This window comes from Salinicola rhizosphaerae (genome assembly GCF_014652715.1).
In the GTDB taxonomy this organism is placed as follows: Bacteria; Pseudomonadota; Gammaproteobacteria; order Pseudomonadales; family Halomonadaceae; genus Salinicola; species Salinicola rhizosphaerae.
In genome coordinates, this window is record NZ_BMZI01000005.1 from 173,065 (window position 1) to 191,880 (window position 18,816).

The window sequence follows — 18,816 nt, forward strand, 5'->3', positions numbered from 1 at the left end:
CTCGCTCCTATAGCCAGCCAGCTGACCAAACGGCCCTGCCGATGATCTCGAGCTCTTCCAAGCGATCTCTCGGCACGATGATCTTCTCGTATTCCTTATTCGCGCTGATGATGGCCACGCCGTCGAACTGGCGCTGTAGGCGCTTCGCGTACAGGTGGCCGTCCAGGCGCAGGATGTAGATGCCCTCACCCTCGATCGTAGTGCGCGTATGGTCGATCAGCACCGTGTCGCCGCTGTGCAGCACCGGCTCCATTGAATCGCCGTCGATACGAATCGCCGAGAGGTGGTCTGGTGTCAGCCCCTGCTTGCGCAGCGAGTAGCGTGTGAAGTTGATGTGCGTCAGTACGCGGCAGTTCTCGTTCCAGGCGCCGTCGCCCGCGCTGCACTGGGCATCGTATAGCGGTACCAAGGCATAGTCGCCCATCTCTGCTACTGGCGTCTGCTCGTCCTTTCCGAAAGCTAACCATTGCGCGTCGATGCCTAGCGCTTGGGCCAGGTGGACCAGCCTATCCAGTCCAGGGAAGGTATCCCCACTCAGATAACTGCGCACCGCCCCCTCAGAAACACCGGATCGTTTCGCAAAAGCGCGCGGTTTTTCGCTTCCCATCGCTTCAAGGAGCCGTTCTCGAAAGCATTCGATTCCCGAAGCGGGAAAAGAATGCTCGCTCTGAGACTTCCTGTCTTCATTCTTTTCCATGTAAGTCATTGATATAAAAGGAACGGAGTAATATTCCGCACCACCTCGCGCTGAATAATGAAAAGAACGCTCGGAATATCGCTTGATAGGTGCGAAATTCCGAGATATGTTTACTCACAACGCAGGGTTAGACAGCCAGAAAAAACGCCACGGAGTGACGCTGTGAAAATCGAAATTCCGACCAACCCATCAGCCCGCTGGGAGTGGATCAAGTATCAGATCCGATCCCAAGGTCTGTCCTTCGCCGAGCTGTCACGCCGCCTTGGCGTGGAGCTAGGCACTCTGACCTCCGTCAAGCGCTCGCCCTATCCTCGCATGGAGCGAGCACTGGCCAGTGCCATCGGTGTTTCACCCGCAATCATCTGGCCAGAGCGCTGGAATGCAGATGGCACACCGCATCGCCAACGGCCCAACCGCGCGGAAAGCCGCGTTATGTCCCAAAAGACGCGTTTCAAGACACATTGCGCGGATTCTAACGCGCCGTCTACCGATACGCACCGGCAAGTTGTTACGGAGGCGTGAACGTGAGACGTGTCCGCGATACCCAGACTTTAGACATCTTCGCCGTTCCCACGCCGGTGGTCCCCGCGCCGGGTAGCGGCAACTACGCCGCTCAAGTGAGCGAATTGGTCGGCATCATCCTCAAGGAATGCCCAATCGATCGTTACGAGGTCGCCTCCCAGATGAGCCGGCTCTCCGGTGACGACGTCTCGAAAAACATGTTGGACGCTTGGTCGAGTCCGGCTCGCGCCGATCACAACATCCCATTTTATCGCGTGCCCCTGATCGAGGAGGTGTGCTCGAGCCATGCCTTTACCGATTGGCTGGTTCATCAGCGCGGCGGTCGCGTGGCCTACGGACGCGAGGCACTACATGCCGAGTACGGCCGGCGCCAGCAGATGATGGATCAGCTCAAGGCTGACATGCGCAAGTTGAAACAGCTGATGGGAGAAGAGGAATGAACGGCCAGACCGTGTCCCTGACTCGCGGCTGGTTCACTGCGAATGAGTTGGCCGGGATGCCCGGATTACCTGGTACCCCTCAGAACGTCCGAGAGTTCGCCAAGCGCCACGGCTGGGAAGGTCAACGCCGCCTCGGTACCAAAGCCGTTGAGTACGCCTTCGCGGTTCTCCCCGCCGATACACAGAACGCGCTGCTAATACGCAGTGCCAGTGAGGCCGAGCCGGAAGTCATCACCGCCGCCGATGAGCCGCAGGAATCCGAACGCCCTGAGCAACGTGCGCTGACCGATGCACAACGCCGGGTGATGGGTGCCCGCGTGGCGTTCGTTCGCGAGATCCAGCGGATGACACAGCACGTCACCCAGGCTCGCGCGATCGAGACAATCGTGACGCTGGCCACGACCGACGCGCTGTCACCCTATCTTGCCGGGCGCGTGGTGCTGGCCAATGACCGTAAGACCGGCACACGCACGCTCTCCGAACGGACGCTGAAGCGCTGGATCGCAGACTACAAGAAGCACGGCGAGCGAGGCCTGGCACCGAAGCGCCAGAAGGCCGACATGAGCGTGCCGGCGTGGGCGGGTGACTTTCTCAAGCGTTATCAGCGCCCGCAGAAGCCAACCGTCGAAGCCGCCTATCAGCAGCTGGTCGAGCAGACCGAGTGGCAGCCGAGCATCCACCAAGTGCGCCGGTGGCTGGCGAAGCTTTCCCCGGAAGCGCGAGAGCGTGGCCGAATGGGTGCCCACGAACTCAAGACGCTACAGCCGTTCAAGCGGCGTAAGGCCGATGGAATGTGGCCCAACGACTGCTGGGTCGCGGATGGCCATACCTTCGATGCCGAGGTCATCAACCCGCTGACCGGTCAAGCATTCCGGCCCGAGATCACCATGATCATCGACTGGGGCACTCGGCGGATTACCGGTTTCGCGCTCAACCTGGCGGAATCGACGCTGGCTACGCTCGATGCCCTGCGTGACGCGGTCAGCCGCACCGGCATGTTCAACATCTTCTATGTCGATAACGGCTCCGGTTTTGACAACGCCACTGTTTATGAGGTGGTCGACCGGCTGGGCGGCACCATCACGCACTCGCTGCCTTACAACTCCCAGGCGCGCGGCGTCATCGAGCGCGCCCACCAATCGATTCTGGTCAACCTCGCCAAGACCATGCCGAGCTATATCGGCGCGGATATGGACAAGGAAGCTGGCACCCGCGCACACCGGCTGTCTCGTCGTGACATCGCCCAAGGGCTGAAGCCGGCGCAGGTCCCGACGTTTCAGGAGTTCTACGACCGCCTCTGCCAGGCGATCGACGCCTATAACCATCGCTCGCATCGTGGCCTGCCGAAGATCCGCGATCTGGACACCGGCAACCTGCGACATCGTTCGCCGATGGAAGCGTGGAAATTGGCAGAAGCCGAAGGCTTCGAAGCACTGACCGCACCCGCTGACGTCGTCGCCTCTTTGATGCGTCCGCAGGAGACCCGCAAGACCCATCGCGGAGAAGTGAAGATTAATAGCGGCGTCTATTTCCTGGACGCGCTGCGCGACTTCCACGGTGAAGAGATTCGTGTTGCCTGGGATTACCGCGACGTGGGTGCCGTCGGCATCTACACCCTCGACGGCGAATGGATCGGCGAGGCGATCCTGGACGGCAACGCCACCCCGGCCATGCCGCAATCGATGATGGAGCGCGCCGGTGAGAAGCGCGAGAAGGGCCAAATCGCCCGGATGGTGAAGAAAGCCAAGACGCTGACCGGCGGCGAGTTCGAGTTGAAGCGCGTCGAGTCACCCCAGCCTTCCGTGCGCAACGATCGCCAGCTCGAAGAAGCCCGCGCTCATGCCAAACAGCTCGCGAATGAAGCGCCGAAGTTTGAGATCCCGAAAGACAAGGTCGCGCGATACCGCGAATGGAAACGGCTGGATGCCCGCGTGCAGGCAGGTGAGAGCCTGAGTGTGGATGCCCAGCGCTGGCATGAGAACTACTGCAATCACTCCGACTTCAAGGCCATCGCCAAGGTGATGGATACCGAAATGGTCGCGGACGGGCTGCAACCCGCCCGCAACCGGCGGGCCGTGTAAGCGCACGGCCCATGACACCCGCAGAAGCAACTGAAGGAAGCACTATGAGCGTCAACAACATTGTACCACTCACCAATGTCGCCCTTCTCGCCGCCGCCATCGAGCGCGCCGCGAGTCGCCCGGCGGGCCTGCCGGGGCTGGTGGTGATGTACGGCCCCAGCGGTTACGGCAAGAGCCTGGCGGCGTCCTACTCCGCCAATCAACACCGCGCTTACTACGTCGAATGCCGGGAGAGTTGGACCAAGAAAGCGTTCCTGCTGGCGATTCTGCTCGAGATCGGTGTGATCCCGGCGAAGACGATTTCCGAGATGGTCGACCAGATCGCCGAGCAGCTCTCCCGCTCTGGCCGGCCGCTGATCGTCGACGACGTCCAGTACGTCATCGACAAGGCCGCCGCCAACGTGCTGACGGATCTCTACAACGCCTCAGAGGGCACCATCATCCTGATCGGAGAAGAGCGCGTGCCGGCGTCGATGGGTCGACTCGAGCGTCTACACAACCGCGTACTGGAGTGGGTGCCGGCGGAAGCGGCCAGCCTCGACGACGTAGGCGCCCTGGCCGCGCGTAGCTATCCGGATATCGACATCGCCGACGATCTACTGGCCCTGGTCAACGATCGCGTGCGCGGCTGCCTGCGCCGCGTCGCCGTCAACCTCTACCAGATCCACCAGGAAGCCCTGGCCAACGGCTGGGAGCGCGTCGACGCCGCCATCTGGGGCGAACGCGAGATCCACACCGGCCAGCCGCCGGCGCGGAGGGGTTGATCATGGCCAAGCGCAAGCCAGCAACGCTAGCCGGTGACGTACCCAGCCGCCAACAGATCTGGGAGTCGATCCGCACCCTGAAAGCAAGTCAGCGGACTATCACCATGGATCGGCTCAACCTGCTGCTGCCCAAGATGCCCGAAAGCCGCATCACCGACTATCTGCGCGGTCTAGTGGCAGCCGGCTACGTCGAACGCCGCAATCCGAATAAGGCGATTGGCGACGTCGCCGAGTACGAGCTGATTCGAGATATCGGCTTCGAAGCCCCCCGCGTGCGGCGCGACGGCAGCGAACCGCCGGTACCAGGGCGCGAGCAGCTCTGGCGCACGATGAAGATCATCGGAGAGTTCACGGCCCAGGAACTCGCGGACGCCGCCACGACACCGGCACGCTCGATTGCCGTCAACACGGCGCACGAGTACTGCCAGTTTCTGGCCCACGCCAACTATCTGCATATCACCCGCGCCTCCGGCCCCAATTTGCCGGCCAGGTATCGGCTCGCCAGCGGGCGCTGGACCGGCCCGATGGCGCCGCAGATCCGTCGGACCAAAGAGCTCTACGACCCCAACACCAAAGCGGTCGTGTACTCGCGCGTCACCAAGACTGAAGGGGGTGAGCCATGAGCGCCGTTCGCAAATCCATCGACCTTTCCGCCTGGGGCGATGAGCCACCGCGCTGGGTGCGCCTGCTCGCCGCCGAGGTCGAGGCCAGCAACATGACCCGCACCGGCGAACGTATCGGCATGTCTCGCTCGGCGGTCTCTTTGGCACTCGCCAACCGCTACCCGAGCCCGAACACCGCCGGCGTCGAGCAGCGCGTCATTGATGCACTGGACGGCATGAACTGCCCCGCGCAGGAAGCGGTGATCAACACCGATCAGTGCCGCACTTACCGGCGGCGCGCGGCACCGACACACAACCCGATGGCAATGCGTTCCTGGCTCACCTGCCAGAACTGCCCGAAAAACCCCAACAACGCGCAGGGAGACGAGTCATGACCCGCATCTCCGACGAACAGCTCGACTACTACGCCGATCGCTTCCAACTGCTGAGCATCGCTCGCGCCGGCATCAAGCTCGACCGCTACATCGCCAATCCGGCGCAAAGCGAGTTGATGGCGCGCTTTATCAAGCTCCGGCTGAGCAAGCTGCGGGTCAGCTTCGTGCAGTTCTGCGCGGACCCCGAGCTTTACGAGGAGCGCGCCGTCACGGAGTGCGAGCCGCCGCTGGCCAGCCAGCAAGCCGCGATTCTGCGCTGCTGGCAGCAGCAAGACACCGGCGTCATGCCGCGCCAACACGCCGACCCTACCCATGGCCCATGGCTGGACCCAGCCGACCTGATCGATGTCGCCGAACTACTCGCCGGTTGGCGTGATGACAGCGAACGGCTACCGCGCCGAAACGGTGCCGTGATCGAACCCATGCGCCATCACAGAAAACACCGTAGCCACCGCAACGCCAGTGCCAACTTCAAACTCCGAGGAGCCAACTCATGAACGCACCACAACAGATCCCCGCCGGATTCCGCCAGGACGCCAAGGGCCGGCTGATCCCCGAATCGCAGATCAAGCCGATCGACCAGATGCGCGACGAGCTGGTGCTGTCGCTGGTCGATCGCGCCAACCAGATCCGCGATGAGCTACGCGACTACAAGAGCGACGCCTTCAGCGAGATCGAGCAGTTCGTCGAAACCAGCGCCAGCGAGTACGACGTCCAGATCGGCGGCAAAAAAGGCAACGTCTCGCTGGTCAGCTTCGATGGTCGCTACAAGGCGGTTCGTGCCATTCAGGAGCGGATCTCGTTCGACGAGCGCCTGCAGGCCGCCAAAGGCTTGATCGACGAATGCCTACGCGAATGGACGCAAGACGCGCGGCCCGAAATCGCGACGATCGTGCAAGACGCCTTCCGCGTCGACACGGCGGGCAACATCCGCACCGGCCAGGTGCTAGGTCTGCGCCGCCTGGATATCGACGACAAGCGCTGGCTCAAGGCGATGGATGCCATCTCCGACGCTGTGCAGGTCACCGGCTCCAAGAGCTACATCCGGCTTTACGAGCGCATCGGCGACAGCGATCAGTACCGCCCCATCTCACTCGATATCGCGGGGGTGTGAGCATGGAGACCGCCACCATTCGAGTGCGTTCTGCAATGGGCGGTTACGCCGCCACGCTCAGAGGTCAACGCGCCACCTGCACCTGGAGCCACGAAGAAGCCGCCCGGAAAGTCGCTCGCAAGGTCTACGGCGACAAAGTCGACGTGGTGAATGACTACTTGCGCGATGGCGATGTCGCCGCCGGCATCCAGTACCGCTATCACGTCACGCATCTCAAAGGAGCCCATTAATGCGTACTCGCTACCGTGCCTACTGCTATGCCAGTGGCGAGATCCACATTGGATCATTCACTCCCAACGGTGCCGTAGAGCTGGCCACCGGCCCTCATCGTTCATTGACCCAGGAGATCGACGGTGTCGCCCGCCACGGTTACCGAGGCGAGCTGTTCGTTCCGGGCGTCCCCGAGACGATATCACTCGCAGAGAAACGTGACGCGCTAGCGCGCTTCGTCGATTGGGCCAGAAGCGGCACGCGCATCAACACCTGGCGCACCGGGGAGCAGGTCCGAGCCGACATCGATGCTCTGATGGAGGTGGAAGGATGAGCAGCGAACCAACTACCAACCGCATCTGCACGATCACCATTACCGAGACCGACGAGGGTATCTCCGTCGATGCCGGCTTTCCCGTGACCAACCCACGTGAAGCCACGGTTTCCCAGACCCTCGCGCTGGTCGGCATCAGCGCCATCCACAGCAAGATGATCGAGTACCGCGAAAAAGCCCGCACCGAAACGACCCACTAAGCGAAATGCCCCGGCTCTGTATGAGCCGGGGCATCTGCCAGGCGTGGTGGCCCGGCACTGATGAGCAGCCGCAGGAGACTCCAGTGGATTCGAAGATCCTCGACAAGATAAAAAAATGCCTTCGCCTGGCGAAATCGAGCAACGCCAACGAAGCGGCGGCTGCGATGCGTCAGGCGCAGAAGCTGATGGCAGCACATGGCATTACTTCAGACGACGTCGCAGTCAGTGATGTCGATAGCCATATCGCTAAGGTCGCCGCCGGTGAGCGGCCTCCCGCGCACATTGGCATGTTGGCCAACATGGTCGCCGGCGCGTTCGGGGCCGAGCTGATCTACTGCCCGATCCACGACGGAGAGCGTTGGAACGGCCGGTTCGAGTTCTACGGCGTGAATGGTGCAGGAGAAGTGAGTGGCTATGCCTTCGAGGTACTGCTTCGCCAGCTCACCCGCGATCGGAACGCCTACCTCAAGACGCAGAGCAAACGCTTGAAGCGGACGACAAAGATTCGTCGCGGTGATCTCTACGCGCAGAGCTGGATTTATACGGTCGCCCAGCACGTGATCAAGCACGAGCGTAGTGATGCCGAGAATGCCGTCATAGCGACCTATCAGGCGAAACGCTGGCAGCAGCCGCTGGAACCGATGACCGGGCGCGACAACACCAAAGGTCTTCGCAACCACGACGCTTCTGCCCTGATCCAAGGTCGTGCCGATGGCAAACGCGTGGAGTTCTATCAGGGCATGAATGGCCAGCGCCAAACAGCGCTTGGGAAATCATCATGATCCATCGCGGCAAGCTGGCGCAGATCCATATCGCTAAGGCGCAGCTCGGTCTCTCCGATGACGAATATCGCGCGCTGCTCGGCCGCGTTGCCGGCGTCAGCAGTGCCAAACAGCTCACGAATCGCAACGTCGGGGCGGTAATCAATGAGTTTCAGCGCCTGGGCTGGACGCCCAAGTCAACGAACAAGGCTGGCCGCAAAGCACCGCGTCCTCCACGTTCTCGCGCCGCCGTCATGGGCAAGGTCGAGGCGCTGCTGGCCGACTCAAACCGACCATGGGCCTACGCCGACGGCATGGCGCAGCGCATGTTCAGCGTCGATCGCATCGACTGGCTCGACGATGACCAACTGGTGAGGCTGATGCAGGGCCTGGTGATCGACGCGAAACGGAGAGGCAAATGAAAGAGATCCGCTGCCCAGCTTGCCACACGCATCTGACGCTCGAGCAGATCTGCGAGGACGAGTCTCTGCGCGAATTGATGGGCGTGCTGGCCGACTTGCCGCGCGATGTGTCGCGGCCGCTGGTCGCCTATCTCGGCCTGTTCCGGGGCAAGAGCCGTAGCACCGCCTACGAGCGTCAATTGCGACTCGCCCGCGAGGCGCTGGCACTCTCGGCGGACACCAGCCTGGTCGGTGCGGCGCTCTCCGAGACCGTCGAGGCGATCCGGGTCAAGCGCGATAGCGGCGATAACAGGCCGCTGACGAATCACAACTATCTGAAGCGCGTCGTCGAGAGCCTGGCCGCGCGCTCGGAGGCACGTGCCGCACTGCCGGAATCAGCCGAGCGCCGCCCGGCCAAGGGCGTTGCCCGCGCACTCGCCGCGCTGGATGCCGGGAGGCAGTCGTGAGCCAGGACGGAGCGAATCAGCCCGCGCAGTGGTTCCGCGACGAGATCGCCCAAGGGCTTGCTCGGCTGGTCGTGCTTCGTCTCCAGAACGCGCCCTGGGAAGACGATATCGCCTACACCCAGCAGGCGTGGGTAGACACACTCTGGGCGCGGCCGATCGGCTGGGATGCAGACCTTGATACCCGCCGGCTACGCACCGCGTTCCAGCGCCTCTCCGGCACGGTCAACCGCTGGCCCGCGCCGCGTCAGTTACTGGAGGCGATGCCAGATCGCCCCCAGCGACCGCGCCTGGGGAAACCGACCATGAGCGAATCACAGCGGCGACAAAACAGAGATCGCCTACAACGCCTGATGGCAGAAACCGGTATAGGAGGAATGCGACATGGCCGATAACCTCGACATGTTCCCGGATGTGCCGGACGACGCCCTGGAGCGGATGACCGATCCAGAGATCCTCAAAAAGTGGCCCCAGGGGCTGACGGATATCCTGGTCGTGATCGAGGCGGCATACCGACGCCACGGCGATGATGACGAGACCGCGCGGGCACGCGCTTTCCGTGCCGTGCGGGCACTGGCACACTTCCACGGCGGGCACTCCTTCTATCTGCCCAAGGGCGATCGATTGGAGATCGCCCTGCGGGATCGCGAGATCTTCGAGTGTCACAACGGCGCCAACGTTTCGCAGCTGGCTCGCCGGCATCAACTGACCGAGGTTCAGGTCTACTCGATTCTGGCCGAACAACGAAAACTGGCCCGCGACCGGCTACAGCCGGGGTTGTTCTAATAACGTGGATGCAAGGGAACGCAGCATGAAGACAGTCATAATGATGATCGCCATTGCCGCCTTGGGCTCAGCACTTGCTGGATGCAACGACAAAGAGCCCCTTGGCATGGAAGAGTCGCTATCAATTGCGGCGCTATCGCAGGATGCCGACACCTACAAAAATGAGTTCGCACTCGCAATACGAGATCTCAGCACCAAGGATGGATGCCAGCCGGACGTCATGCGAGAACAAGGCGGTTTCTCCAGGGTGACCGGAGCAGACCTCTACTTCATCTACTGCGGTAACCCGGCGAACCGAGAACACCGCTGGTACCTCGATCCGCAGTCCAACAAGCTTGGACAAGAGAAGAACGAGATATGACAATCTTCTTCGCAGTTGTCTTTCTGGTGGTCGGCATTAGTTCGACCATTCAATCCTTCCGCGAGGCCAATACACGCTATGAACTGGTCAAATCCGGTCGCAGTGAAGACGACGCAAAGAAATATCTCAGACGTTGCCGACTGCTAGGCATAGTGTGCATCTGTATTGCCATCTACCTATTCGTCATAGCGTAATTGGCACACGCTGATTGATCCACGCCCACCGCCCGGTGGGCGTTTTTCGTAAAACGCTTGAATCCCGCCTCAACCGCCCCCGCCGGTAACGTCAGAACTCACGCTACGCGCACAGATTCTGACCCGAAACCGACGGAGACGGCACCGTGTTCCAGACCTTCCTCACCAAGCTCAAGGGCTCGTTACGGCTGTGGCCCTGCCTGCTGCTGGCCATCGTTACCACCACTGCGGTAGGTGTCGTATACCCACAGCAGGTAGGGCTCCTGCTGTGGTCGCTAACCAAGGTGTTTTGGGCGGTTTATCTCGCCTACTGGCTGGATCGCTGGGTGTTCTGGTACGCCCGCCCTGGTGCGTATAAAGCCTCGGGTACGGCGGGCCTCACTTCGCTGGCGATGATGATGCTGCGCCGCGCGTTGCTGATGGCCGCCATCGCCATTGCCGTCGGGCTGGGCGTGTGATGAACGGCCAGCATCGCAGGATTCTGGAAGCGGTCCACGCCGAGTCGTCCGAGCGGCGCGGGCCTTGCCCTTTCAGCCTGGTGGCAGTGGCGCTCAACGTCGCATCCAACCCCGGACGTGATCAGGTCGATAGCCGTATCGCCGAGCTACTTCGCACCGGCCACCTCGAAGCGGTGGAAGACCGCGTGCGAGGCAATGGCCTGGTGGTGACGAAGCGCGGCCGGCAGGAGCTCAAAGAGGTGCGCGTCTTGCCTGGCACAGTTCTGAGCCCCACCGATGAAACCGAGCCATCTCCCGCACAACCCGTTGAATCCCAAGCACCGGCGAGTGGCTCAACGAATGACGCCGATCTTGCCGCCGAGGGCTGGTCGATCATGACTGGGCTGGCCGAGATCGCTATCGGCAAGCTGCAGTCACTCCCCGCGAGTGACGTGGCCGAACGCGCCAGGCTCTATGCCGTGCTGCGTCGTTACCAACGCCACACCGATTCGTTGCTTGCCCGCTACGGGGGCGAAGCATGATCCGCCTCTGCTTGCTGCTCATGCTGGTCGGCTGCCAACCGGCCTCGGCCTGGCAGCCGCCGGCCAATGCGGAGCGCTATCAGCGCGAGCTGACGCGGATCGTCCAGCAGACCTGGGGGCTGGATGGCAACGTCGCTATTCATGCCGCTCAGATTCAGCAAGAGAGCGGCTGGCGACCGGACGTCGATAGTCCGGTGGGTGCCCAAGGGCTAGCGCAGTTCATGCCGTCCACCTCCGCATGGATCGTCGAGATCTATCCGGACCTGGGGCCTGCAGCGCCGTACTCGCCCGGCTGGGCGATGCGGGCGATGACGCGTTATGACCGCTATCACTGGCAGCGCATTACCGGTACCGCTAATGCCTGCCAACACTGGGCGATGACGCTCTCCGCCTACAACGGCGGCCTGGGCTGGGTAAATCGGGATCGACGGCTGACCACGGCCGCCGGTGACGACGCCAGCCGCTGGTGGGGCCATGTCGCCGAGCACACCAACCGAGCCGGCTGGGCGAAGCAAGAGAACCGCGACTACGTCGACCGCATTCTGCTGCGCTATACGCCGAACTACGTCAGCGCCTGGGGCGGGAGGTCACCGTGCTATCGCTTCTAAGCCGCCTCGGGGGATTGCTCAAGGCCGTGCCGTTCAAAGCCTGGCTAGCGGTGGCCATCGTCGCGGCGCTGGCCGGTGGCGTCTGGTGGCATCTGCACCAGGTTGACGCACTCCGCGACGATCTGGCCGATGCCAAACAGGCCACAAAAACCGCCGAGCGGGATCGAGATGCCTGGTTGAACGTCGCCTTTCAGCGCACTCGCGAACTGAACCTGGAGCGAGAAGAACGCGCCGCTGGCGAGACAGCTACCCGTGAGCTGAACAACGACCTCGACACGCTCGACGAGCGTTATCGTCCCTCGGCCGAGCGCATCCGCCAGGCGCCCAAGAGCGATGACGCGCCTGTGGCGCCAGTGCTGCGCCAGGCGATCGAGGATCTGCCATGAGGGTCGTTATCGCTTTGGCTTGTGCGTGCCTGCTCACCGCGTGCGAGAGCGTGCCGCCAACGCCACCGCCGGTGATCGACAACCAGCCGCCGATGGTGGTCTGTGCGATCCCCGCCGGGATGACCGAGCGCGAAGCCGAACCGGCCAAACCGCTCGGCGACTACACCCAACGCGATGTCGGCAGCTACATCACCGCCCTGCATCGCTGGGGCTCTCGAGGCTGGCTGAGACTGGCCCGAGTCGATCAACGGAGCCAGGCGTGCCAAGCGCGAGCGCTGGCTCCGGCAAAACCATAACGCGTAACGCAGAGGAAACGATGGGGCCACTCAACTGGGATGCCATCCGTGTCGTCTGGGATTTCCTGCAGGCGATCTCGGTATTGCTCTTCTCCGCCGGCATCTGGTGGATCAACCGGACACGAGCCAGCGAGACAGCGATCCGTCGGGTGGATTCCCGCATCGACGAAGTGGAGCGCCACATGACCTCTCTCGAACACCAGGTGCATTCGCTGCCCAGCCGCGATGACATCGACCACCTACGTGCCGAACAGGCCAAGACCAACCGGCTACTGGCCGAGATATCCGCGACACAACGCGCCCAGGGGCAGCTCACGGATCGCATCCACACCTACCTGTTCAATGAGCGAGGGAACCGATGAACTATCCAGACTTCGAGACCGAGGGCCGGCGCCTTTCGATCCTGCGCATCCTGGCGCGGCGCAATCAGTACACCACCAACGAATACTCACTCAACGACGAGCTGGTGGGCGCCTACGCCCATCGCGTCAGTCGTGATCGGCTGCATGGCGACCTGGCGTGGCTCGAAGAGCAGCAGCTCGTGATCACCCAATCGCCGCGTGCCGGCATGATCGTCACGCTGACAGCTCGTGGCCATGATGCCGCGACTGGCCTCGCCAACGTTCCCGGCGTCGCCAAGCCGTTGCCGGAGGCCTAAGATGCCACCGCGCTCCAAGGTCTATGAGCTGCCGGCGGAAGTCAGGGATCAGCTCAACGAGAAGCTGGTTTCGAGCGGCTTTCAGGATTACACCGGGCTGGCCGAATGGCTCGAATCCAACGGCTACAAGATCTCGCGCTCCAGCGTCGCCCGCTACGGCTCCGATCTCCAGCAAGAGTTCGAAGAAGCCATGGGCGATGTGCGCAAGACGACGGAACTCGCCCGCGCCCTGACCGCCGAGCAGGAGGACGAATCCGGCGCGCTGCTGGATGCCACCGCGCGCATCGTGCAGGACCAACTGCTGCGGATCTCGATCGCCATGCGCAAGGCCGAAGAAGATCCGGCCAAAGCCGCCAAGCAGCTCGGCAGCGTGACCAAGGCGCTGGCGGATATCGGCCGCGTCAGCTTGAGCCAGAAGAAGTGGGCGCGGGAGCTGCGTGTCGAAGTCGCCGCCGAGGCAGCGGCGGCGGCCGAGGGCGCGATGGCCAGCCAGGGCATGAGTCGCGACGCCATCGACGCGATCAAGCGCGACATCCTGGGGATTGCGTGATGGTGGCCATGCCCAGGTCGGTGCTGCTGCCCTACCAGCAGGCGTGGATCGAGGATGAATCCGATCTCAAGATAGCCGAGAAGTCGCGCCGAACCGGTATCACTTGGGGCGAAGCGGCGGACGCCGTGCTGAGCGCCAGTGCGGCGAAGTCCGCCGGCGGCACCAACCACTTCTACGTGGGCTCGAACCGCGAGATGGCGATCGAGTTCATCGACGCGGCCGCCATGTGGGCCAAGGCGTTCAACAAGGCGGCCAGCGCGATCGAGGAAGAGATCATCCAGGATGAGGACAAGGACATCCTCACCTTCAATATTCGCTTCTCCAGTGGTTTCAAGATCCAGGCGCTATCCAGCCGGCCGAGCAATCTTCGCGGCCGCCAGGGCAACGTCACCATCGACGAGGCCGCCTTCCATGGCGAGCTAGCCGAAGTGCTCAAGGCAGCGCTGGCACTCACCATGTGGGGCGCCAAGGTGCGTCTGATCTCGACCCACAACGGTGTCGACAACCTCTTCAACGAACTGGTGCAGGACAGCCGCGCCGGCAAGAAGCGCTATTCGGTCCACCGCATCACGCTCGACGACGCCTGCGAACAGGGGCTCTACAAGCGCATTTGCCAGGTGCGCGGCAAGACGTGGACACAAGCCGACGAGGATCAGTGGAAGGCCAATCTGCTCGCCGACACCGCTACCCGCGAAGACGCGCTCGAGGAGTACTACTGCGTACCCAAGTCGGGCGGTGGTGCCTACCTTTCCCGCGCCCTGATCGAGTCACGCATGGTCGATGCCCCGGTGCTGCGTTTCGAGGGCTCGGCGACATTCAACGCGCTACCGGAAGCGCTACGTGCCGTCGAGACGAATCAGTGGTGCCAGGAGGAACTGCTGCCGCTGCTGATGCTGCTCGACCCGCAGCACACTCACTGCTTTGGGGAAGACTTCGCCCGCTCCGGCGACCTGACCGTGATCGCCCCCATGGCGATCGATCAACGGCTCAAACGCCTGGTGCCGTTCCTGGTGGAGCTGCGCAACGTGCCATTCAAGCAACAAGAGCAGGTGCTGTTCTTCATCGTTGATCGGCTGCCGCGCCTCCAAGCCGGCGCGCTGGACGCACGTGGTAACGGCCAGTACCTCGCCGAGCAGGCGGTGGACCGTTACGGCAGCGGCCGTATCGAGGCGGTGATGCTCTCTCAGGGCTGGTACCTGGACGCCATGCCCAAGTTCAAGGCGGCGTTCGAAGACGACGAGATTGCGATTCCCCGCGATCGCGACGTGGCCGATGACCTGCGTGCCCTGCAGGTGATCAAGGGCATTCCCAAGCTGCCGGACGGCAAGACCGGCGATGCCAAGGCGCGCCATGGCGACGCCGCAATCGCGCTGGCGTTGGCCTGGTACGCGAGTCTTTCCGATACCGTCGATATCGACTTCATCGCCGTGCCCAAGCCGGGCAGCTCGGATTGGGCGGATGACGACGACATCGGCGACTTACATGATGGTTTAGGGGGTGGCTGGTGAGCCTGACACAACGACTACGCGCCCTGTTTGGCACCGGCCGCGATGAGCAATCGCGTGCCCTGGACGGTCAGCAGACCGACGAAGACGAACGCTCCACGGTCGGCAACCTCAAGCGTGAGTTCGCCGAGCATCCGAGCAAGGGGCTGACGCCGGCGAAGCTCCACCAGATCCTCGAAGCCGCCGAGCAAGGTGACCTCAAAAGTCAGTCCGAGCTATTCGACGACATGGAGGAGAAAGACAGCCAGATCGGCGCGGACCTGGGCAAGCGGCGTCAGCTCGCCGCCGAGCTGGAATGGCAAATCGTGCCGCCGGACAACGCCAGCGCTGCCGAGAAACGCGCGGCGGACTTCTGCGCTGAGGTGTTCGACGGGCTCGAAGTCGAGGATCTGATACTCGACATGGGTACCGGCATCGGCCACGGCTGGGCCAACCTCGAACTTGCCTGGTTGCGTGATGGTGCCCAGCGATTTATCGAGCAGCCGCAGCTGCGCCCGCACTCCTGGTTTCGCCTGCACGGCGAGGATCAAAACCGCATCACGCTGCGCGACAGCTCCAACAACGGTGCCGACCTATGGGCGCTGGGCTGGGTGCAGCACCGCCACCGCGCCAAGCCGGGTTATCTCGCTCGTATGGGCCTCGGCCGGATGCTGGTCTGGCCCTATCTGTTCCAGAACTACGCCCTGGGCGATCTCGCCCAACTGCTCGAGATCTACGGGCTGCCGGCGCGGGTCGGCAAGTACCCCAAGAATGCGACCCAGCAGGAGAAAGCGACGCTCTTGCGGGCCGTGGTCTCGATGGGCAAGGACGCCGCCGGCATCATCCCCGAAGGGATGGCAATCGAGTTCATGGAAGCCGCCGGCGGCCGTGCCGATATGTTCGAGTCGATGATCCACTGGTGCGAACGCGCCAAGGCAAAAGCCATTCTCGGCGGCACGCTGACCAGCGGCACCGGCGAAGGCACCAACACTAACGCCTTGGGCAACGTCCACGAGCGCGGCCAGGCGTCGCTGATCCGCTCGGATATCCGCCAGTACGGCGGCACAGTCCAGCGCGACATCCTGTGGCCGTTGGCGGCGCTGAACTTCAACATCGACAGCCGCCGCCGCGCGCCCAAGTTCGTGCTCGACATGGGCGAGACAGAGGACTACCAGACGCTGGCCCGAACCGTGCCGACGCTGGTCGATATGGGCATGGCCATCCCCAAGTGGTGGCTGCACGAGAAGACTGGCATCCCGGAAGCCACCGAACAGGACGAGATCTTGACGCCCCGTATTCAGCCGCAGCCGTTCGGTCAGGCGGTGCTGAGGTCCACTGGCCGACCGCCGGGGGTGGCCGCGCTGCGCGAGGCGCCAGCGGTGCCGACGCCTGCCCAGCCTGAGCACTACCGCGCGCCAGCCTTTACACTGCTCGAGCGAGAGGCGCAGCCCGCTATCGATAGCTGGGTCGATCGGCTCCAGGTGATCGTCGATGAGGCCGAGACGTTCGAGCAGCTCCAGTCACGCATCCTGGACGCATTCAGCGATCTCGACGAAGCGCAGCTCGCCGAGGTAATGGGCCAGGCGTTTATGGCCTCCAACCTCGCCGGGCGCTCGACCGTCAGCGACGAGGTCGAGAATGCCAACGGTTAACGCCATGTTCCGGCGGCCATTCAAGGAACAGGTAGCCTACTTCCGCCAGAAGCAGAACCTGCCCACCAATCGCTGGGACGACTTGTGGCGAGATGAACACGACAAGGCGTTCGTCGTTGCCGGCGCGACGAAAGCCGACTTGCTCGCCGACCTGCGCGCGGCCGTGGATGACTCGATCGCCAACGGCCAGAGCCTGGGTGAGTTCCGCAGTCAGTTCAAAGAGATCGTCGCCAAGCGCGGCTGGACTGGCTGGACCGGTGAGGGATCGAAAGCCGGCACCGCCTGGCGAACCCGCGTCATCTACAAGACCAACATGGATACCAGCTACATGGCTGGGCGCTGGCAACAGATGACCGACCCCGACGTGGTCCGCGCGCGGCCGTATTGGCGCTACGTCCACAACACCATCGAGAACCCGCGCATCCAGCATCAGCGCTGGGATGGTCTGGTGCTGCCCGCTGGCGACCCGTGGTTCCACACTCATTGGCCGCCTAACGGTTGGGGCTGCAACTGCGGCGTCGAGACGATGAGCCGACGCCAGCTCGAACGCAGCGGCCGCACCGGCCCAGATAGCGCTCCCAATGACGGCATGACCCAGCACGTCAACGACCGAACCGGCGAAGTGACCGAAGTGCCAAACGGCGTGCAACCGGGCTGGGATTACGCACCGGGCAAGAGCGCCGCAGAGACGGCTGTAGCGGCTCGGCTCAACCGGCTGGATACCGTCGACGCGAACGTGGCCAGGCTCAACGTCAAGGACCTAGTCGACAGCGACCTGTTCGCGCGCTTCTTCTCCGGCGAGGTTCAGGGCGAATTCCCGATCGCGGTGGTGCCACCGGTCGAACGCGAGATCCTCGGTGCCGAGTCACCCACTGTCCTGCTTTCCCAAGCAAGCCTTGCCGCCCACATCGAGCGTCACCCAGAGATCGGTCTGGCTGACTATCGCCGCGTGCAAGAGCTGCTCGACCAGGGCGAGGTCTACCGCCGTGAAGGCGAGGATGGCCGGCTGATCTATCTGACGGTGGATGGCGTGACGTATCGCGCCGCGCTCAAGCGAACGCAGGACGCCAAGCGCAACTATTTCCTGACGCTGTTCAAGGTCAAGGAGTCGGCGGCGGACCGCAACGTGAGAAACAAGATGGAACGGCTGAGATAGGACTGCGGTAGGAAGAGAGCGAGGCTGGTTCGTCATCCCCAGATACCTCATCAGCGCGATGCGCTGGGTACGCCAGACGAATGTTGGCCTCTCGCACTCGTAGATCCAGTTTGAGCCGATCCGGGGCCGTTATCAAGGAGCCAGCATGTCGAACACCATCGACGACGACCAGGTACTGAAGGCGCTGAACGAGATGCAGCAGCGCTCGATTCGCCTGCAGCCCGCGTTCAAGGCGATCGGCGAGGCGATGGTGGCCAGCACTCACGAACGCTTCCAAGAGAAGGAAGCGCCGGACGGCACACCCTGGGCACCGCTCTCCCAGACAACCGTCGAGCGCAAGGGACATGACCGCATCCTCGAGGGCGAAACCCACCAGCTCGCCCGGCAGATCCACTACGAGACCAGCGACGACGAACTGCTCTGGGGTAGCTCGATGATCTATGCCGCCATGCAGCACTATGGCGGCGAGCAATCCGAGTTCCCGCATCTCCGGGGCGACATCCCCGCGCGACCGTTCCTGGGTATGTCTGAGGAGGACCGTGACGAGGTGCTGGATACCCTCTCGCTCTACCTAGAAGGCGCTTTGTGACCGACCGCCTGTAAGGCGCTGTGAGGTGTTCGGAGCAGCTGGGCGCTATGGTGGCCCAGAAAAATGGGGCGAGAGGCGTTAGAGGGGCGTTAGAGGTGCCGCTTCGCGGGACTGAAGCAGCGAGCCAGGCAT

At 63.0% G+C, this 18,816-nt stretch carries 30 protein-coding genes and 1 other RNA gene; 30 read left to right on the plus strand and 1 reads right to left on the minus strand.

Features of this window, described 5'->3' with window-relative positions; genetic code table 11:
- Positions 1-7: 7 nt before the first annotated feature.
- Positions 8-697, minus strand: a complete 690-nt coding sequence (locus IE125_RS12165; RefSeq protein ID WP_229809080.1) for an XRE family transcriptional regulator — start codon at positions 695-697, stop codon at positions 8-10.
- A gap of 162 nt (positions 698-859) precedes the next feature.
- On the opposite strand from IE125_RS12165, the gene IE125_RS12170 reads away from it, so the two are divergent.
- The 30 genes from IE125_RS12170 to IE125_RS12315 all read left to right on the plus strand — a co-directional run bounded on the left by IE125_RS12170 (position 860) and on the right by IE125_RS12315 (position 18,684).
- The gene (locus IE125_RS12170) at positions 860-1,219 is read left to right on the plus strand and encodes a helix-turn-helix domain-containing protein (RefSeq protein WP_189444954.1); all 360 of its coding nucleotides are present in this window, start codon (positions 860-862) and stop codon (positions 1,217-1,219) included.
- Between the two features lie 2 nt (positions 1,220-1,221).
- Complete coding sequence (locus tag IE125_RS12175; protein ID WP_189444955.1) at positions 1,222-1,659, plus strand: hypothetical protein; 438 nt, start codon at positions 1,222-1,224, stop codon at positions 1,657-1,659.
- Between the two features lie 56 nt (positions 1,660-1,715).
- The gene (locus tag IE125_RS12180) at positions 1,716-3,740 is read left to right on the plus strand and encodes a DNA-binding protein (protein WP_189444956.1); all 2,025 of its coding nucleotides are present in this window, start codon (positions 1,716-1,718) and stop codon (positions 3,738-3,740) included.
- Positions 3,741-3,784: 44 nt separating this feature from the next.
- Positions 3,785-4,504: an AAA family ATPase gene (locus IE125_RS12185; RefSeq protein WP_189444957.1), complete on the plus strand. Its 720-nt coding sequence runs from the start codon at positions 3,785-3,787 to the stop codon at positions 4,502-4,504.
- A gap of 2 nt (positions 4,505-4,506) precedes the next feature.
- Positions 4,507-5,127, plus strand: coding sequence for a hypothetical protein (locus IE125_RS12190; protein WP_189444958.1), 621 nt, complete (start codon positions 4,507-4,509; stop codon positions 5,125-5,127).
- The gene (locus tag IE125_RS12195) at positions 5,124-5,501 is read left to right on the plus strand and encodes a helix-turn-helix domain-containing protein (RefSeq protein WP_189444959.1); all 378 of its coding nucleotides are present in this window, start codon (positions 5,124-5,126) and stop codon (positions 5,499-5,501) included. Before IE125_RS12190 ends, IE125_RS12195 begins: the two co-directional genes overlap by 4 nt.
- A complete protein-coding gene (locus IE125_RS12200; protein ID WP_189444960.1) occupies positions 5,498-5,998 on the plus strand; it encodes a hypothetical protein in 501 nt (166 codons plus the stop codon). Before IE125_RS12195 ends, IE125_RS12200 begins: the two co-directional genes overlap by 4 nt.
- Positions 5,995-6,615, plus strand: a complete 621-nt coding sequence (locus tag IE125_RS12205; RefSeq protein WP_189444961.1) for a DUF3164 family protein — start codon at positions 5,995-5,997, stop codon at positions 6,613-6,615. Before IE125_RS12200 ends, IE125_RS12205 begins: the two co-directional genes overlap by 4 nt.
- A gap of 2 nt (positions 6,616-6,617) precedes the next feature.
- A complete protein-coding gene (locus IE125_RS12210; RefSeq protein WP_189444962.1) occupies positions 6,618-6,845 on the plus strand; it encodes a hypothetical protein in 228 nt (75 codons plus the stop codon).
- Positions 6,845-7,159 (plus strand): host nuclease inhibitor protein, encoded by a 315-nt coding sequence (locus tag IE125_RS12215; protein ID WP_189444963.1) that lies wholly within the window; start codon positions 6,845-6,847, stop codon positions 7,157-7,159. The genes IE125_RS12210 and IE125_RS12215 overlap by 1 nt, the downstream gene beginning before the upstream one ends.
- Complete coding sequence (locus IE125_RS12220) at positions 7,156-7,359, plus strand: hypothetical protein (protein WP_189444964.1); 204 nt, start codon at positions 7,156-7,158, stop codon at positions 7,357-7,359. Before IE125_RS12215 ends, IE125_RS12220 begins: the two co-directional genes overlap by 4 nt.
- Positions 7,358-7,433: hammerhead ribozyme type II (locus IE125_RS12225), an RNA gene on the plus strand. The genes IE125_RS12220 and IE125_RS12225 overlap by 2 nt, the downstream gene beginning before the upstream one ends.
- A gap of 9 nt (positions 7,434-7,442) precedes the next feature.
- Positions 7,443-8,141: a DUF2786 domain-containing protein gene (locus tag IE125_RS12230; RefSeq protein ID WP_189444965.1), complete on the plus strand. Its 699-nt coding sequence runs from the start codon at positions 7,443-7,445 to the stop codon at positions 8,139-8,141.
- A complete protein-coding gene (locus IE125_RS12235) occupies positions 8,138-8,542 on the plus strand; it encodes a gp16 family protein (protein WP_189444966.1) in 405 nt (134 codons plus the stop codon). Before IE125_RS12230 ends, IE125_RS12235 begins: the two co-directional genes overlap by 4 nt.
- Positions 8,539-8,988, plus strand: coding sequence for an HI_1489 N-terminal domain-containing protein (locus tag IE125_RS12240; RefSeq protein ID WP_189444967.1), 450 nt, complete (start codon positions 8,539-8,541; stop codon positions 8,986-8,988). The genes IE125_RS12235 and IE125_RS12240 overlap by 4 nt, the downstream gene beginning before the upstream one ends.
- On the plus strand, positions 8,985-9,380 hold the full coding sequence (locus IE125_RS12245) for a hypothetical protein (protein WP_189444968.1): 396 nt from the start codon (positions 8,985-8,987) through the stop codon (positions 9,378-9,380). The genes IE125_RS12240 and IE125_RS12245 overlap by 4 nt, the downstream gene beginning before the upstream one ends.
- A complete protein-coding gene (locus tag IE125_RS12250) occupies positions 9,370-9,771 on the plus strand; it encodes a Mor transcription activator family protein (RefSeq protein WP_189444969.1) in 402 nt (133 codons plus the stop codon). The genes IE125_RS12245 and IE125_RS12250 overlap by 11 nt, the downstream gene beginning before the upstream one ends.
- Positions 9,772-9,796: 25 nt before the next feature.
- Positions 9,797-10,132: a hypothetical protein gene (locus IE125_RS12255; RefSeq protein ID WP_189444970.1), complete on the plus strand. Its 336-nt coding sequence runs from the start codon at positions 9,797-9,799 to the stop codon at positions 10,130-10,132.
- A gap of 340 nt (positions 10,133-10,472) precedes the next feature.
- A complete protein-coding gene (locus IE125_RS12260) occupies positions 10,473-10,784 on the plus strand; it encodes a putative holin (protein WP_189444971.1) in 312 nt (103 codons plus the stop codon).
- The gene (locus IE125_RS12265) at positions 10,784-11,305 is read left to right on the plus strand and encodes a hypothetical protein (protein ID WP_189444972.1); all 522 of its coding nucleotides are present in this window, start codon (positions 10,784-10,786) and stop codon (positions 11,303-11,305) included. The genes IE125_RS12260 and IE125_RS12265 overlap by 1 nt, the downstream gene beginning before the upstream one ends.
- Entirely contained in the window at positions 11,302-11,913 is a 612-nt protein-coding gene (locus IE125_RS12270) for a transglycosylase SLT domain-containing protein (protein WP_189444973.1), read from the plus strand. The genes IE125_RS12265 and IE125_RS12270 overlap by 4 nt, the downstream gene beginning before the upstream one ends.
- Complete coding sequence (locus IE125_RS12275; RefSeq protein ID WP_189444974.1) at positions 11,898-12,299, plus strand: hypothetical protein; 402 nt, start codon at positions 11,898-11,900, stop codon at positions 12,297-12,299. The genes IE125_RS12270 and IE125_RS12275 overlap by 16 nt, the downstream gene beginning before the upstream one ends.
- A complete protein-coding gene (locus IE125_RS12280; RefSeq protein ID WP_189444975.1) occupies positions 12,296-12,595 on the plus strand; it encodes a hypothetical protein in 300 nt (99 codons plus the stop codon). Before IE125_RS12275 ends, IE125_RS12280 begins: the two co-directional genes overlap by 4 nt.
- Positions 12,596-12,615: 20 nt before the next feature.
- Positions 12,616-12,957, plus strand: a complete 342-nt coding sequence (locus tag IE125_RS12285; protein WP_157958913.1) for a DUF2730 family protein — start codon at positions 12,616-12,618, stop codon at positions 12,955-12,957.
- The gene (locus IE125_RS12290) at positions 12,954-13,253 is read left to right on the plus strand and encodes a VpaChn25_0724 family phage protein (protein WP_189444976.1); all 300 of its coding nucleotides are present in this window, start codon (positions 12,954-12,956) and stop codon (positions 13,251-13,253) included. Before IE125_RS12285 ends, IE125_RS12290 begins: the two co-directional genes overlap by 4 nt.
- Position 13,254: 1 nt before the next feature.
- Positions 13,255-13,803 carry a DUF3486 family protein gene (locus IE125_RS12295; RefSeq protein WP_189444977.1) on the plus strand — a complete coding sequence of 183 codons (549 nt, stop codon included), beginning with the start codon at positions 13,255-13,257 and terminating at the stop codon, positions 13,801-13,803.
- Complete coding sequence (locus tag IE125_RS12300; RefSeq protein WP_189444978.1) at positions 13,803-15,311, plus strand: hypothetical protein; 1,509 nt, start codon at positions 13,803-13,805, stop codon at positions 15,309-15,311. Before IE125_RS12295 ends, IE125_RS12300 begins: the two co-directional genes overlap by 1 nt.
- Positions 15,308-16,939: a DUF935 domain-containing protein gene (locus IE125_RS12305; protein ID WP_189444979.1), complete on the plus strand. Its 1,632-nt coding sequence runs from the start codon at positions 15,308-15,310 to the stop codon at positions 16,937-16,939. The genes IE125_RS12300 and IE125_RS12305 overlap by 4 nt, the downstream gene beginning before the upstream one ends.
- Positions 16,926-18,095, plus strand: a complete 1,170-nt coding sequence (locus IE125_RS12310; protein WP_189444980.1) for a phage head morphogenesis protein — start codon at positions 16,926-16,928, stop codon at positions 18,093-18,095. Before IE125_RS12305 ends, IE125_RS12310 begins: the two co-directional genes overlap by 14 nt.
- Before the next feature lie 145 nt (positions 18,096-18,240).
- Complete coding sequence (locus IE125_RS12315) at positions 18,241-18,684, plus strand: phage virion morphogenesis protein (protein ID WP_189444981.1); 444 nt, start codon at positions 18,241-18,243, stop codon at positions 18,682-18,684.
- Positions 18,685-18,816 lie beyond the last annotated feature (132 nt).

Excerpts from the sequence above, each read along its gene's own strand:
- IE125_RS12165 (WP_229809080.1), bottom strand. The coding sequence starts at position 697 with ATGGAAAAGAATGAAGACAGGAAGTCTCAGAGCGAGCATTCTTTTCCC.
- IE125_RS12180 (WP_189444956.1), top strand. The coding sequence starts at position 1,716 with ATGCCCGGATTACCTGGTACCCCTCAGAACGTCCGAGAGTTCGCCAAG.
- IE125_RS12185 (WP_189444957.1), top strand. The coding sequence starts at position 3,785 with ATGAGCGTCAACAACATTGTACCACTCACCAATGTCGCCCTTCTCGCC.
- IE125_RS12190 (WP_189444958.1), top strand. The coding sequence starts at position 4,507 with ATGGCCAAGCGCAAGCCAGCAACGCTAGCCGGTGACGTACCCAGCCGC.
- IE125_RS12195 (WP_189444959.1), top strand. The coding sequence starts at position 5,124 with ATGAGCGCCGTTCGCAAATCCATCGACCTTTCCGCCTGGGGCGATGAG.
- IE125_RS12200 (WP_189444960.1), top strand. The coding sequence starts at position 5,498 with ATGACCCGCATCTCCGACGAACAGCTCGACTACTACGCCGATCGCTTC.
- IE125_RS12205 (WP_189444961.1), top strand. The coding sequence starts at position 5,995 with ATGAACGCACCACAACAGATCCCCGCCGGATTCCGCCAGGACGCCAAG.
- IE125_RS12210 (WP_189444962.1), top strand. The coding sequence starts at position 6,618 with ATGGAGACCGCCACCATTCGAGTGCGTTCTGCAATGGGCGGTTACGCC.
- IE125_RS12215 (WP_189444963.1), top strand. The coding sequence starts at position 6,845 with ATGCGTACTCGCTACCGTGCCTACTGCTATGCCAGTGGCGAGATCCAC.
- IE125_RS12220 (WP_189444964.1), top strand. The coding sequence starts at position 7,156 with ATGAGCAGCGAACCAACTACCAACCGCATCTGCACGATCACCATTACC.
- IE125_RS12235 (WP_189444966.1), top strand. The coding sequence starts at position 8,138 with ATGATCCATCGCGGCAAGCTGGCGCAGATCCATATCGCTAAGGCGCAG.
- IE125_RS12240 (WP_189444967.1), top strand. The coding sequence starts at position 8,539 with ATGAAAGAGATCCGCTGCCCAGCTTGCCACACGCATCTGACGCTCGAG.
- IE125_RS12250 (WP_189444969.1), top strand. The coding sequence starts at position 9,370 with ATGGCCGATAACCTCGACATGTTCCCGGATGTGCCGGACGACGCCCTG.
- IE125_RS12255 (WP_189444970.1), top strand. The coding sequence starts at position 9,797 with ATGAAGACAGTCATAATGATGATCGCCATTGCCGCCTTGGGCTCAGCA.
- IE125_RS12265 (WP_189444972.1), top strand. The coding sequence starts at position 10,784 with ATGAACGGCCAGCATCGCAGGATTCTGGAAGCGGTCCACGCCGAGTCG.
- IE125_RS12270 (WP_189444973.1), top strand. The coding sequence starts at position 11,302 with ATGATCCGCCTCTGCTTGCTGCTCATGCTGGTCGGCTGCCAACCGGCC.
- IE125_RS12280 (WP_189444975.1), top strand. The coding sequence starts at position 12,296 with ATGAGGGTCGTTATCGCTTTGGCTTGTGCGTGCCTGCTCACCGCGTGC.
- IE125_RS12285 (WP_157958913.1), top strand. The coding sequence starts at position 12,616 with ATGGGGCCACTCAACTGGGATGCCATCCGTGTCGTCTGGGATTTCCTG.
- IE125_RS12290 (WP_189444976.1), top strand. The coding sequence starts at position 12,954 with ATGAACTATCCAGACTTCGAGACCGAGGGCCGGCGCCTTTCGATCCTG.
- IE125_RS12295 (WP_189444977.1), top strand. The coding sequence starts at position 13,255 with ATGCCACCGCGCTCCAAGGTCTATGAGCTGCCGGCGGAAGTCAGGGAT.
- IE125_RS12300 (WP_189444978.1), top strand. The coding sequence starts at position 13,803 with ATGGTGGCCATGCCCAGGTCGGTGCTGCTGCCCTACCAGCAGGCGTGG.
- IE125_RS12310 (WP_189444980.1), top strand. The coding sequence starts at position 16,926 with ATGCCAACGGTTAACGCCATGTTCCGGCGGCCATTCAAGGAACAGGTA.
- IE125_RS12315 (WP_189444981.1), top strand. The coding sequence starts at position 18,241 with ATGTCGAACACCATCGACGACGACCAGGTACTGAAGGCGCTGAACGAG.